This window comes from Halobacillus sp. H74 (assembly GCF_052246715.1).
Classification (GTDB): domain Bacteria; phylum Bacillota; class Bacilli; order Bacillales; family Halobacillaceae; genus Halobacillus; species Halobacillus litoralis_A.
In genome coordinates, this window is sequence record NZ_JBQQCI010000003.1 from 433,137 (window position 1) to 446,054 (window position 12,918).

The 12,918-nt window shown below is 41.9% G+C and carries 11 protein-coding genes and 1 riboswitch; of the genes, 6 read left to right on the forward strand and 5 right to left on the reverse strand.

Going from position 1 to position 12,918, the window contains the following annotated elements:
- Window positions 1-79 precede the first annotated feature (79 nt).
- A complete protein-coding gene (fabI, locus tag ACTWPX_RS08485; RefSeq protein WP_443119352.1) occupies window positions 80-859 on the forward strand; it encodes an enoyl-ACP reductase FabI in 780 nt (259 codons plus the stop codon).
- Between the two features lie 175 nt (window positions 860-1,034).
- On the forward strand, window positions 1,035-2,411 hold the full coding sequence (locus ACTWPX_RS08490; RefSeq protein ID WP_443119353.1) for a Glu/Leu/Phe/Val family dehydrogenase: 1,377 nt from the start codon (window positions 1,035-1,037) through the stop codon (window positions 2,409-2,411).
- A gap of 379 nt (window positions 2,412-2,790) precedes the next feature.
- On the opposite strand, the gene ppc is transcribed toward ACTWPX_RS08490, so the two are convergent.
- Complete coding sequence (gene ppc / locus ACTWPX_RS08495; protein ID WP_443119354.1) at window positions 2,791-5,550, reverse strand: phosphoenolpyruvate carboxylase; 2,760 nt, start codon at window positions 5,548-5,550, stop codon at window positions 2,791-2,793.
- Between the two features lie 306 nt (window positions 5,551-5,856).
- Between ppc and ACTWPX_RS08500 the strand changes: the two genes are divergently transcribed.
- Complete coding sequence (locus ACTWPX_RS08500; protein ID WP_443119355.1) at window positions 5,857-6,729, forward strand: SMP-30/gluconolactonase/LRE family protein; 873 nt, start codon at window positions 5,857-5,859, stop codon at window positions 6,727-6,729.
- A 42-nt stretch (window positions 6,730-6,771) separates the two neighbouring features.
- Here the strand turns inward: ACTWPX_RS08500 and ACTWPX_RS08505 are convergent, their stop codons facing one another.
- Genes ACTWPX_RS08505 through ACTWPX_RS08515 form a run of 3 tightly spaced genes read right to left on the reverse strand, consistent with a single transcriptional unit; the run spans window position 6,772 to window position 8,654 of the window.
- A complete protein-coding gene (locus ACTWPX_RS08505; RefSeq protein ID WP_443119356.1) occupies window positions 6,772-7,290 on the reverse strand; it encodes a GNAT family N-acetyltransferase in 519 nt (172 codons plus the stop codon).
- Window positions 7,283-8,320: a hypothetical protein gene (locus ACTWPX_RS08510; RefSeq protein ID WP_443119357.1), complete on the reverse strand. Its 1,038-nt coding sequence runs from the start codon at window positions 8,318-8,320 to the stop codon at window positions 7,283-7,285. Before ACTWPX_RS08510 ends, ACTWPX_RS08505 begins: the two co-directional genes overlap by 8 nt.
- Window positions 8,307-8,654 carry a PadR family transcriptional regulator gene (locus tag ACTWPX_RS08515; protein WP_443119358.1) on the reverse strand — a complete coding sequence of 116 codons (348 nt, stop codon included), beginning with the start codon at window positions 8,652-8,654 and terminating at the stop codon, window positions 8,307-8,309. Before ACTWPX_RS08515 ends, ACTWPX_RS08510 begins: the two co-directional genes overlap by 14 nt.
- 187 nt (window positions 8,655-8,841) lie before the next feature.
- On the opposite strand from ACTWPX_RS08515, the gene ACTWPX_RS08520 reads away from it, so the two are divergent.
- Window positions 8,842-10,332 carry a Na+/H+ antiporter NhaC family protein gene (locus ACTWPX_RS08520; RefSeq protein WP_443119359.1) on the forward strand — a complete coding sequence of 497 codons (1,491 nt, stop codon included), beginning with the start codon at window positions 8,842-8,844 and terminating at the stop codon, window positions 10,330-10,332.
- A gap of 83 nt (window positions 10,333-10,415) precedes the next feature.
- On the opposite strand, the gene ACTWPX_RS08525 is transcribed toward ACTWPX_RS08520, so the two are convergent.
- Complete coding sequence (locus ACTWPX_RS08525) at window positions 10,416-10,904, reverse strand: DinB family protein (protein ID WP_443119360.1); 489 nt, start codon at window positions 10,902-10,904, stop codon at window positions 10,416-10,418.
- A 342-nt stretch (window positions 10,905-11,246) separates the two neighbouring features.
- Between ACTWPX_RS08525 and ACTWPX_RS08530 the strand changes: the two genes are divergently transcribed.
- On the forward strand, window positions 11,247-11,939 hold the full coding sequence (locus ACTWPX_RS08530) for an AIM24 family protein (RefSeq protein ID WP_128524201.1): 693 nt from the start codon (window positions 11,247-11,249) through the stop codon (window positions 11,937-11,939).
- A gap of 164 nt (window positions 11,940-12,103) precedes the next feature.
- Window positions 12,104-12,224, forward strand: a riboswitch (SAM riboswitch).
- 116 nt (window positions 12,225-12,340) lie between these two features.
- Window positions 12,341-12,814, forward strand: a complete 474-nt coding sequence (gene msrA, locus ACTWPX_RS08535; RefSeq protein ID WP_443119361.1) for a peptide-methionine (S)-S-oxide reductase MsrA — start codon at window positions 12,341-12,343, stop codon at window positions 12,812-12,814.
- Window positions 12,815-12,918 lie beyond the last annotated feature (104 nt).

Here is a 12,918-nt window from a genome sequence, read left to right on the forward strand (position 1 = left end):
TGTCTTCCTCATTTCTTAAAGATGTATGGGAGCTGTTATGATAAGATAGAAGAAATCTTTGTGTTAGATGGAGGTCACTATGGAAGACTTATTAAAATTGAAAGATAAAAATATCGTAGTCATGGGCGTGGCTAACAAAAGAAGCCTTGCGTGGGGTGTGGCTAAATCCCTTTATCAGGCAGGAGCCAATCTGATTTTTACATATCGTAAAGACCGCTCACGGACGAAGTTGGAGAAGCTTTTAGAAGAAGACAACTTGCAAGCGGAAGCGATCATCCAATGTGATGTGAACAGTGATGAAAGTATCCAAGAAGCTTTTCGATTCATTGGTGAAAAAGTTGAGGTCATTCATGGGATCTGTCATAGCATTGCTTTTGCTCATGCAGAGGATTTGAAAGGTGATTTTCTTGATACCTCTAGAGACGGTTTCGCTTTTGCTCAAGATACAAGCGCTTATTCGCTGGTTGCCGTCGCTAAAGCAAGTCAACCTTACATGACAGAAGGCGGGTCACTGATTGCGATGAGTTATCTTGGTGCTGAACGTGTGGTAGAAGGATACAACGTCATGGGCGTGGCAAAAGCCTCCCTGGAAGCTGCAGTCAGATACTTAGCCGCTGACCTGGGTGAAAACAACATTCGTGTAAATGCTATTTCTGCGGGAGCTGTCCGTACTCTGGCAGCTAAAGGTGTCCCGTCCTTCAATGAGATTTTACGTAAAATTGAAGCAACCTCACCACTTAAAAAGAATGTCACACAAGAAGAAGTGGGCGACATGACCCTCGCTATGATGAGTCACCTTTCCAGAGGCGTAACAGGAGAAATCGTATATGTGGATTCAGGCTATAATATTTTAGGATAACCATTTTCAGACTCCCTGCTTTAAGGGAGTTTTTTATTTGCAGCGAACTAGAGTGAGTGCGTTTTTTGTCAATTCAACCGATGGAAACGTTTCATTAAGCTGAAATGGGGAAAGATGTTTTTAGACAAGGAGAAATATCACAGGACAAAATCATCAGAACGGAGGCTGACGGAATATGCAAAGACAACAATCGATTATAGAAGAATCACTGAAAGCAGTCATGGAAGATGAGGAGTTTCTTCCTGATTTAAAGGCTCAGACCCGCGATCAGGCTTATAAATCCTTAGTTGCCCTTCTTTCAACACCTAACCACATACATAAGTCCTTTTTGAGGGTAGCTTTAGAAAATGGGACCATTGTCCGTATTCCCGCATTCCGGGTCCAACACAGTGATACAGTGGGACCTTATAAAGGTGGTATTCGTTTTCACCATTCGGTAAACGACGAGGAGGTCGCTAATCTAGCCAAATTAATGACATTGAAGAATGCATTGCATGAACTTCCTTTTGGTGGAGGAAAAGGCGGTGTAGTCATCAATCCGAAAGAATACACAGTCAAAGAGCTTAACTTGATTTGTAAAAAATATGTGCAATATTTCAATGATATCCTCGGACCGGATAAAGATATACCGGCTCCGGATGTGGGCACAGGTGAAAGAGAAATGGACTGGATGATGGGGGAATTCAAAAACATTCACCCAGGAGAGCCATATCGTAACAGTTTTACAGGAAAGAGTGTTGTAAATGGTGGTTCGCTCGGACGTCGTGAAGCCACTGGAAAAGGCGTGTATTTCACTTTCCGCTATATGATGCATAACTTTGTGAAAGAAAATAAAAAATGGTTAGGTGATACTGAAAATATTTTCGCTCATGCAGCTCTCGATCATGTTGAAAAGAAATCTAAAATTGCAGTGCAGGGTTTCGGTAACCTTGGGTCTGTGGCAGCCTTAGAGGCCTACCAGTGCAATTATCTTCAAAACAAAGTGGTAGCCGTAAGTGATGCGAATGTGATGCTGTACAATGAGGATGGACTTGATATCCCCGCGCTTGTTAAGTTCACTGAAGATCATGACGGTGAACTTCCTAAAAATGAAGAAGAGTTAGTAGAATGTGAATCGAAAGCAGAAATAAAGAATCGTGATGATCTATTGGAAATGGATGTAGATGTCCTTATTCTTGCAGCACTTGAGGACCAAATTCATGAAGACAATATGGAGAATATCAAAGCAAAAATCATCGTTGAAGGTGCCAACGGTCCGATTACAGAAAAAGCAGATTCTTATTTAGCGGATAAAGGAATACTGATTATCCCGGATATTCTAGCCAATGCCGGCGGTGTCATCGTTTCCTATTATGAATGGGTCCAGGGCAGAGAAGCCCAATTCCTGACTGAAGAAGAAGTGTTCAAACGCCTATACGATAAAATGAAAGTGACGATGGATACGATTTTACCGCAATTTTTCGGGGATCCGTTCCCGCTGCGTCAAAATTGTTATATCCATTCCGTGATGAAACTTTCTACAATCATGTATCGCCAGGGTAAACTATATTAATAACTGGAACTCAGCCATTTTCATGGCTGAGTTCTTTTGTAGTAATTCAGGAAATAATAATATATCAACACTTCCCCTGACACTGCCATCGTACAGGTAAGGGAATAGTTTCCTGATTATTATTTCAGTATAGATTCTTCAACCCTGCCAAATCATTAAAAATTCTTTAGCGGATATATCATTAAATAAGGGGCTGGGTCAAAATACTAACTGCCACTGGAAAAGACGAACAATAGGGGAGAATGGATCAAATGCTGCCGGAGCGGCGTAGGCATTTATTGCTTCATAAAGAAAACCCGAACGAAAAAATTCGTTCGGGTTTTCTAGCTGAAATTTTCTTTTGTTACAGCCTCTTATTAATAAGTTATCATTTTAACAATCAACCGGTGTTCCGCAGTCCTGCCGCAATACCACTTATCGTCAGCAATACTTCTGTCAGGATATTGTCATTCTTATCTTCAACGTTGCGCAATTCTTTTATCAATTCCACTTGCAAAAAGTTGAGTGGATCAACATAAGGGTTACGCAGACGGACAGATTCTTTGATTGTCGGCTGGTGGTCGAGCAGTTCCGCATCTCCTGTAATCCGGAGGAGAATATCCTTTGTGCGGTCATACTCATTGACGACGTTTTGGAAAATTCGTTCGCCAAGTTTTTCGTCATTAACGAGCGCTTTGTATTCTTTAGCTGTTTGAATATCCGCTTTTGTCAAAGCCATCTGTAAGTTGTTGATGGTGGAGCGGAAGAACGGCCAATTCTGATACATTTTTTGAAGTTTCTCTAGATGTTCCACACTGCGATCAGCATACTCTGTCAGGCCTGTCCCAGATGCGTACCATGCAGGAATCAGATGACGGTTCTGGGTCCAGGAGAATACCCAGGGAATCGCTCTTAAATTTTCGAACTTTGAACTGTCTTTTCGTTTCATCGGGCGGGATCCGATGTTCAATTCGCTTATTTCTTGTAATGGGGTTGCTTCGTTGAAGTAAGTCAAGAAATCTTTATCCCCGAACACAAGTGACTGGTATTTTTTCAGAGAAATTTCGGAAATATCTTCAAGCGCTTGTTCCCATGCTTCTTCACGATGGTAAGCCTGCTCTGATTCTTGTGAAACATTTGCTGCACCTTCAAGAAGAGTAGAAGCACCTTGTTCAAGGCTACGATAAGCGATATCCCTCAATAAGTAACGGGAGGATAGTACTTCACCTTGCTCGGTAATCTTCACCCCATCGCCTAATGTTTCAGCCGGCTGGGAAAGCAGACTGCGGTTTAATGGGCCGCCGCCGCGACCTAATGATCCGCCGCGTCCGTGGAAGAACTTAAGTCCTACGTTGTACTCGCGGGCCATATCGTGAATTTCCTGTTGGGCTTTGTACAACCTCCAGTTGGCGGTTAGTGTACCACCGTCTTTACTGCCATCAGAATACCCCAGCATAATTTCCTGGTGATTGCTTCGTTTGTTCAAGTGTTTATGATAAACATCCATTTCAAACAATGTTTTCAAAATTTCTGGACCAGCCACTAAGTCATCGACGGTTTCTAACAATGGAGCAATATTAAGGTTGCTTTCAACAGTACCATCGGCGTGAAGACGATAAATACCTGCTTCTTTGGCGAGCACAAGAACTTCCAATAGATCACTTGCAGACTCAGTCATACTGATCAGATACACTTCAATTGAGCGTTTGCCATATTCCAAGTGTGCTTTGCGGATCATTTGGAAGACGTTCAACATTTCTTGGGTGGCTTCTGAATAGTCTTCATTCAATAAGGAAATCGGTCGCGGGTCTTTCAATACCTCTTGAAGAACCTCTAGTTTTTTCTCTTCGGATAGGGAAGCATAATCATTCTGAATCCCCACCTTACGCAATAGTTCCGTTACAGCTGATTCATGTTCACCGCTATGGTTACGGATATCCAAAGTAGCTAAGTGGAAACCGAATAGTTCCACCTGACGAATCAACTTACGCAGCTTTTTCAATTCGTTCTTTCCAGGCTGGTGAGTTTTTGCACTATCACGAATTTGCCGTAAGTCATCAAGTAACTGTTCTTCAGAATCATAGCCGATTTCTGATTGACCGACCTGACGTAAACGTTCTAAAATAATCGCGAATTTACGGCGGTAAATCTCTTTTTCGACACGCCATTTCTTCCCTTTAGGAAGCATTGGTTCTTCGTTTTCAATGGCGTCCTTCAGTTCATCTGTCACCGTTACTTGAGCGGAAGAATGGCTGAAACGCTTCATCAATTCCACAAGCACTGCGTCATATTTCTTCAGGACGAGCTTACGTTGTTTTTGCAGGGTCTGCCACGTGATGTCAGGTGTTACATTCGGGTTTCCGTCACGGTCACCGCCGATCCATGACCCGAAGCGAAGGAAGTTCGGTACAGACCAATCTTCATCCGGATAGTGATCTTCCAAACGGGCTTCAAGCTCCTGGTGAATATCTGGAAGTACGTCGAATAGCGTTTCATCGAAATAATAAAGGCCATTCCGCACTTCATCCATGACAGTCGGTTTGCGTTCCCTAAGCTCGTCAGTTTGCCATAGGGCAGTTACTTCGTTTTGTAAACTGTCTTGTAAATCTTCACGTTCACTTAGTGTCATTTGCGGGTGATCCAGCTGCTGTAGAATGGTAGCAATCCGTTTTTGAATTTCTAAAACTGTCCGTTTTGTTGCTTCCGTAGGGTGAGCAGTGATAATCAACTCTAAGGATAGCTTGTCCAGCACATCCTGGATGACATCTTTAGAAAATTCGTTGTTTTTCAAGTTAAGGACAGCGCTCTCTAAAGAGAATGGTTGTGCCCCATGATCTTCACGCAGCTGATATTCGCGACGGCGGCGAACTCGGTGGTTTTGCTCAGCAATGTTTACGAGGTGGAAATAAATTGAGAATGCGCGGATGACTTGGGAGCGCATTGGTGGTTCGAGGCTTTGCATTTCTTTTTTCAGTTGTTCATAAGTTGATGGATCTGGGTTTTTACGCAGGTCTTTCGTCAATTGACGTATCGTTTCTACTTTATTCAGCAGTTCTTCTCCCCCATGATGGACGAGAATGTTACCAAGCATTTTTCCTAATGCGTGGATATCACGTCTTAGTGGAGTCGTATGATCGTTCGTATTTTTTACGGTAGTCACACTTTCACCTTCCTGTCAGTTCTTTAAGTAATTTTGATTGTCTATGTGTTTCATAATGTTATCAGAATAATTTGTATAGTCAAATGCTTGGAATCGTGATAGTATCAGTGGTTAAAATGAGTTTTATTCTGAAAAAAATGGTAAATGTATTTATAATCATATTTGTAAGCGCTACCTTTTTAAGAAGGTAGGTTTGATTACTTTCATTGTAATTTTTTTAAGATTAAATGACAAAATGATTGCTTGTGCATTTGAACAGGAAATAAATGTTACCATGAAACATAAGCCACATTCAGGAGGGTTTATATGGCTGTCGAATTAGTTTTGAATACCAAGTCGTCGCTGGGAGAAGGCCCGAGTTGGGACTCAGAGAAAGAAGTCCTCTATTGGGTGGATATTCTGCAAAAAAAGATTCATCAGTATGACCCTGCAAAAAATGAAAATAAAACGGTTGAATTAAATCAAATGCCTGGCACCATCGCTCCGCGGGAAAGTGAGGGAGTTATCCTGGGATTAGAACAAGGCATCTATTTTTATAATTGGATATCAGAAAAATTAGACCCGATTGTTGATCCGGAAGAGCATATGCCGGAAAATCGTTTTAATGATGGAAAATGTGATCCTGCCGGAAGATTCTGGGCCGGCACAATGGAGTTGGACGGAAATCCAGGCGAGGGTTCGCTTTATTGCTTGGGAACTGATCTTGAACTTATGAAAAAAATAGAAGGTGTAAGTACCTCAAATGGACTTGGATGGTCACCTGACCTCAAATCGATGTATTACATTGATACACCGACAGAACAAGTCGTCCACTACGACTTTGATTTAGACACAGGGGAAGTTAAGAATCCGAAACCCGTGATCCATTTTTCTGATGAAGAAGGCTTTCCGGACGGAATGACAGTTGATGAAGAAGGCATGCTGTGGATTGCTCACTGGGGTGGTGGGGGAGTCTCGAAATGGAACCCTGAGACAGGGGAGAAACTTGAATTCATCTCTGTACCGGCTGTTAACGTCACCTGCTGTGTTTTCGGGGGAAAAGACCGGAATGAATTGTTTATCACTACCGCAAGAAAAGACATGACAGAGGATCAATTGGAACAATATCCGGAAGCAGGAGGCCTTTTCAAAGTTTCTACGAAGACAAAAGGCATGCCCTCTTATCCATTTAAAGGGTAAAGAAGAGTAAGTAAAAAACAAGCAGGGGTGAACATCAATTGTTCACCCCTGCTTGTTTTTTTCCCACTCCATTTTGGTCATACTCATTTCAAGAAGGTTCCAATATTCATTTCCGACTTTTCGATGGTTTCTCAGGAGGTTTTTCTTTTTGAAACCAACTTTTTCATAACAACAAATGCCTGCTGTATTAAAATCGAATACTCCCAGTGTAACTTCTTTCAAGGATAATTCATTGAACGCGAATGCTAACATCTTCTTCATTATTTCTGTGCCGAGACCACGTCCGCGTTTCGAAGAAGGAACCATGATTTTCCCAATGCGAGCTTTTCTTTGTTCGGGATCGATGCGTCCTATTGAAATATGCCCTGTGGTTTCCCCGCTATTCTTGTGAATAACTTTAAATGAGATGCGATCACTGGTTTGCGAATAATCCTTCAACTGTTCTTTATTCAAAGGATAATGGAAGGTGGGACCGGCCCATTGCATCAGAAAGGCAGGGGTGTCGACCCATTGAATCAGCTGGTCATAATCATCCGCCGTGAATGGTTTTAATTCAATCATTCAGCTTTCCCTCTGACTGCTGGTTCTTTTTGATCCCTTTATAAGCTTTTTTGAATCCTTCATAGGAATCGATCATGCAGGCAATGGCTATACCAATCAGCACACTGACCCCTAACCAAATTAGAACCTCCGTGCTTTCCATATTTAAATTATCTCCTATTATCCTGATGGCACTATTGTTGAATAGTCTGGGATCGGTGATTATGATCCAAGCGAAAATAAAAAAGACTGCATTGGTACATGCATTGATCCATGCAAGGCGTTTCGTCCATTGTCGTACCCGCCATTTATAAACAGCTATACCGATCTCCAGTACAACGGACAGGCTGACAATACCCCAATAGGCAAGCAAGATGTCTTCATTAATAATAGAGGTCGCAAATTGTAAGCCATTATTCGAATTCTCATAAATGGCAATCAACCTGGGGGTATTAAAATACAATGATGCCCATATAGCCGTCCATAATAATCCTAGAAGAACCTCCCATCTTTTTATTTCACGTTTCTCGTGGATGATAGGACGTTCTTTCAACTGTTCCGGTGTCCATTTTCTATTGAAAATATTTTGATGCTCTTCCTTTCGGGGAGCGAACCTTTCTATCAAAATGAACACAATTGTAATCCAGAAAAATACGTGGATCGCTGCATTGATGGCAGATCCCGATAATTCAGCGAGTAATCCTGCGAAAATGGAAAACAAACCAGTATCACCTGAATAAATGAAAATCTCTTCAATTGCCGTCACTAAAAGAATGATGAAGAGAATGATAGGCATCGCCATTTTTAATATCGACAAATATTTGTCATATAAACCCGGCCCGATCAAATAGGAAGGGCGATCATTGTATCGACTTGCAAGCAGTGCCGGGTCACCGAGTGTTACTAAAACTTTCTTTATCTCTTCCTCTGTATAGTTCTCCTCTGGCAACATATCTAAGATCGTCGAACGGAGCTCCATTTCTATGTCATCCCTGTTTTTTTCAGGCAGACGGCGGGTCACTTCATGGATATACAAATCAATGAGATTCATAATCTTCCTCTCCTTGCAATAGGTTGTTTAGTTCAGATGTCGTCTTTTTCCACTCCTCTTTCAGTTCTTTAAACACTTTTTCTCCATAAGTGCTGAGCACATAGTATTTTCGAGGTCGGCTTTCGGTCGTATTCCATGTACTAGTTACAAGTGTTTGTTTTTCTAAACGACGGAGAAGCGGATAAAGGGTGCTTTGATCAATAGCGATACCTGAGGATTCTAGTCTTTGGACTAAAGAGTAACCGTATTGGGGAGAGGAGAGCTGACTGAGGACGGCTAAAGTCAGATACCCTCTCCTCATTTCTGTAATCAATGATTGAGATAGCCTGGTCATAATTTCACCTCTCCTTATACTGTATATAATACACTAATGTATAATAACTAACAATTATATATTAAAACTATCCTTATTATTGCCACTTATTTACTTTAAAGTGTTAAATATTCGCTATTTATTAAGGACGGGTGGAGGTGTTAAACTGTAATGGTGCAGTAATGTATAAAATGGAGGAGGGAGTCTAGTGGCAGATCAAGAAAAAGATCAAGTTATCGATGAAGCATTAGGAGAAAAATCCATTCAACGATTAGAGTTTCGGGGAGGCGTATTTGCCGCCACCATCCCTTTAGTGTTTTTCATTATATGGGCGATTGTGTTAAGTATCACTGAACTCGTGACTGAACAAGCACTTGTATTGGGAATGGTCATTGGTATAGCACTAGGACTATTTTTTTGTAAATCTAAATGGGCGGATTACGCTCAAAGCCTGATTTCAGGAATGGCACAGCCGGTCGGGGTCGTGGCGATTATTGCCTGGTTTTGGGCTGGGATGTTCGCCAATATGCTTTCTGCAGGTGGATTAGTGGACGGACTGATCTGGTTCGGATTCCAGTCTGGCCTTGAAGGCGGAGCTTTCGTCGGAATCACTTTTCTTTTGGCCGGTTTATTTGCGACAGCCGTCGGTACTGGTTACGGGACGGTTGCAACTTTCGGTGTACTTATGTATCCAGCAGGGGTCATACTAGGTGCAGACCCTGTTATTTTGTTAGCAGCTATTTTGAGTGGTGCGGTATTCGGTGATAACCTGGCACCTGTCTCAGACACCACCATTGTTTCCGCCACAACCCAGGAAGCGGATGTTCCTGGAGTCGTTCGCTCAAGGTTCAAATATTCTATAGCAGCAGCTATCCCAGCACTTATATTATTTGTTATTTTAGGTGGAGGTGGCGACGCTGGAAGCCAGCAAGTCGTCAATCAATTACAAAATGAAGTTTCACCAAGTGGATTGCTCATGTTGGTGCCATTCATTTTGGTGCTTTATTTGGCACTGAGTGGCCAACACTTATTGACCTCTCTTTCATGGGGCATACTAGCATCCGTGGTATTCATATTCCTGAGTGGAAGATCATTGACTGAAGTGCTTCATATTTATAAAAACGACGCTGGTGAAGCAGTTGTTGAAGGTGCTTTGATTAATGGAATCGGTGGATATTTCAATATGGCGATATTGATCTTATTCATCTTAGCGGCGGCTTATTTATTGGAAGTGGCTGGAACGATGGACGTTATCAAGAACTTTTTCCTTCGAATTATCAATAATGTCGTCCGTCGGGCTGAGTTGTCAATTTTCGGAATCGTTGCTTTCTTGAATATGTTTATTACAATCAATACGGCGGCAGAAATAGCTGCGGCGCCATTCGTAAGGAAGTTAGGGACGGAATTGAATATTCATGCATACCGCCGGGCGAACTTCTTGGATACTGTCACATCCTCTCTCGGTTATATTTTCCCTTGGAGTGGTGGAGTCCTGCTCGCCTGGGCAACAGTTCAAGGTGCAGCAGAGCAATATGATTTCCTTCCTGTGGTCGGCCCTGCAGAAGTCTTCCCATTCGTTTTTCAGGGCTGGGGACTATTGATTGTCATGTTCATCGCTGCCTGGACAGGCTGGGGGCTTCGTTATTCTGGCAAGAATGGAGAAGAAATCAAACCGAAGGATTATAAAGCTCAAGAATAAACGGAAACCCCTGAGTCATTACGCAATGACTCAGGGGTTTTCGTTTTTCTCGCGAAGAAATTCATCTAGTAATCATACGTATTTTAATGATTGAGTGCCGCTCTCACTTCTTTCATTTGATCCAAGTGGCGTAATTCATGCCATCCAATGAATTCAATCCATTGTTCCAAACTCAGATCACCGAATGCTGGGTGAGGAAAAGCACGATTTTTCAAGGTTTCCTGCTCTTTATTATTAACGAGGGATAGAGTGGACTCCCGGGTCTTTTTCAACCCTTCCTTGGCATCATCAAGGTTCATGAATTCTCCTTTTGGCCGCACCGAAGCGGGAGCTTCCACTTTATAGTCCCGGTCCGTCGTACGATGGAGAGGCTTTTCGGAAGCCTGGTGGTCGTCACCTTGTTTGATGGCTTGGTTAATTTGATAAACGACAAGTTGTTCCATCAAATAAAGATGTTCAAGTACTTCTAATATGGACCACTGATCTTCGCCAGGTTTAAGATGTGCTTGTTCTTCAGGTACTTCATTTACAAAGTCTAACACTTGATTTCTTTTTTCGTCTAAGCCATACATGAAAACTCTTCCTTTCACCATTAAGTTTACCTCGAGTCTATCATAATAAAAACGGATTGTTCTTATAAGAAACCTCAAATCCTTTGAAACTTTGCTTTACTATGTACGTATATAAGTAAAGGTGGCGTAATTATGAAGAAAATCATGTTTTCACTCTCGATTTTCCTCTTGTTTATCGGGGTTGTCGTGTTTCTCGTTAAGTGAATTCCATTGAAAGAGAGTGGCAGTGTAATAACTGCAAGCTTATAAGGGAAGCGCAATTTCACTTGGAATCACTCCATCATGGTATAGGGAAGCCCTTTATCATAGAATAAAAGGGAGCATACATAAGGAGGAGAAGAGATGAGTAATTATTCGATTAATGAGTTCATAAGGCAGACAAAACAGGATGATACAGAAAATGATTATTTTGAGTTAGAAACTCCAAGGATTTTAGAAGTCAATTTACTTGATCAGGTTTGGGCTAAAGCAGGATCGATGATTTCTTATAATGGGGGCATCAAATTCGAACGCGAAGGGATATTAGAACATGGAGTCGGTCGCCTTTTCAAAAAGGCAGTGACAGGGGAAGGCAGTTCGTTGATGAAAGCTACCGGACGCGGACGACTTTACCTCGCCGATCAAGGAAAGAAAATAACGATTTTCGATTTAGACAATGAAGCAATTACGGTCAATGGAAATGATTTACTTGCTTTTGAGCCAAGTATTGAATGGGATATCAAGTTGATGAAAAAAGTTGCCGGGATGGTTTCAGGAGGATTATTCAATGTGACCTTGAAGGGCAGTGGCCGTGTGGCGATCACTTCCCATTATGAACCATTGACTTTACTTGTACGACCCGGTCAACCGGTCATCACAGACCCGCACGCAACGGTTGCTTGGTCCGGTCATCTAGAACCTGATTTCAAGACGGATATCAGTTTCAAAACGTTTATCGGACGGGGAAGTGGTGAATCGATCCAAATGGAGTTTGAAGGGGACGGTTTTGTGATTGTCCAGCCGTTTGAGGAGGTTCATACCACAGGAAGTCAGTGAAAAAGCACATTTTTTTTCGGACAGGCATGAGTATGGTACTCTGTGAATACAATGGTAGCAGGAGAATGGGATAGGCTGTTTTTGAAAATTTTTAAGCAGTAATCCTTTACTTCGATACAAAAACATTGTAGGATGATAATTAACAAAAAATAAATAACGGAAACTTCTTATCCAGAGAGGCGGAGGGACTGGCCCTTTGATGCCCGGCAACCATCGAATCAATCCAAGGATTGACGAGAACGGTGCCAATTCCTGTAGGATGGTTAACATCCTAAGAGATGAGAGGATCGTGCGGATATTAGCGACCCCTTTTCTTACTGGATAAGAAAAGGGGTCTTTTGGTTAATTAAAACCGTCAGGCTCTCGGAAGAAGTTGCGTTAAGGGAAAGGAACGATGTCAAATGGCAACAGCTATTTTCGGTGCAGGATGTTTTTGGGGTGTAGAAGCTTTCTTTGAAAAATTCGAAGGAGTCACAATGACTAAAGTCGGCTATATAGGCGGCAAATTAGAACACCCTTCATATGAGCAGGTAAAAGCAGGCGGTACAGGACATGCAGAAGCGGTGAAAATCAATTATGATCCAACAGTGATCACTTACGCAGAACTGGTGAATATCTTTTTTGAAGCTCATGATCCGACCTCTCGTAATAGACAGGGGATTGATATAGGTCACCAATATCGTTCAGTTATATTCTATTCTGAAGCAAGTCAAAAGTATATTGCGGATGAAAAGATTAAAGAGTGGGAAGAAAAAGGAGTCTTCAAACGTCGGATTGTCACAACAGTCGAGAAAGCGACGACTTTCTATGAGGCAGAAGAACACCATCAGAAATATTTACAAAAAAACGGTTCCGTCGCTTGTGGAATTGGCTGAAGTTAAATTTAAGGTCTCTTGAAAAAGAGGTCTTTTTTTATCGTCCATGAAATTATAAAATATTTAATAACTTTCAGGATTTGGTGAAAGGTCAATCGTCAGTA

Bases quoted from the DNA above. Each gene is read 5' to 3' on its own strand.
- fabI (WP_443119352.1), top strand. From the start codon at position 80: ATGGAAGACTTATTAAAATTGAAAGATAAAAATATCGTAGTCATGGGC.
- ACTWPX_RS08490 (WP_443119353.1), top strand. From the start codon at position 1,035: ATGCAAAGACAACAATCGATTATAGAAGAATCACTGAAAGCAGTCATG.
- ACTWPX_RS08500 (WP_443119355.1), top strand. From the start codon at position 5,857: ATGGCTGTCGAATTAGTTTTGAATACCAAGTCGTCGCTGGGAGAAGGC.
- ACTWPX_RS08505 (WP_443119356.1), bottom strand. From the start codon at position 7,290: ATGATTGAATTAAAACCATTCACGGCGGATGATTATGACCAGCTGATT.
- ACTWPX_RS08510 (WP_443119357.1), bottom strand. From the start codon at position 8,320: ATGAATCTCATTGATTTGTATATCCATGAAGTGACCCGCCGTCTGCCT.
- ACTWPX_RS08515 (WP_443119358.1), bottom strand. From the start codon at position 8,654: ATGACCAGGCTATCTCAATCATTGATTACAGAAATGAGGAGAGGGTAT.
- ACTWPX_RS08525 (WP_443119360.1), bottom strand. From the start codon at position 10,904: ATGTATGGCTTAGACGAAAAAAGAAATCAAGTGTTAGACTTTGTAAAT.
- ACTWPX_RS08530 (WP_128524201.1), top strand. From the start codon at position 11,247: ATGAGTAATTATTCGATTAATGAGTTCATAAGGCAGACAAAACAGGAT.
- msrA (WP_443119361.1), top strand. From the start codon at position 12,341: ATGGCAACAGCTATTTTCGGTGCAGGATGTTTTTGGGGTGTAGAAGCT.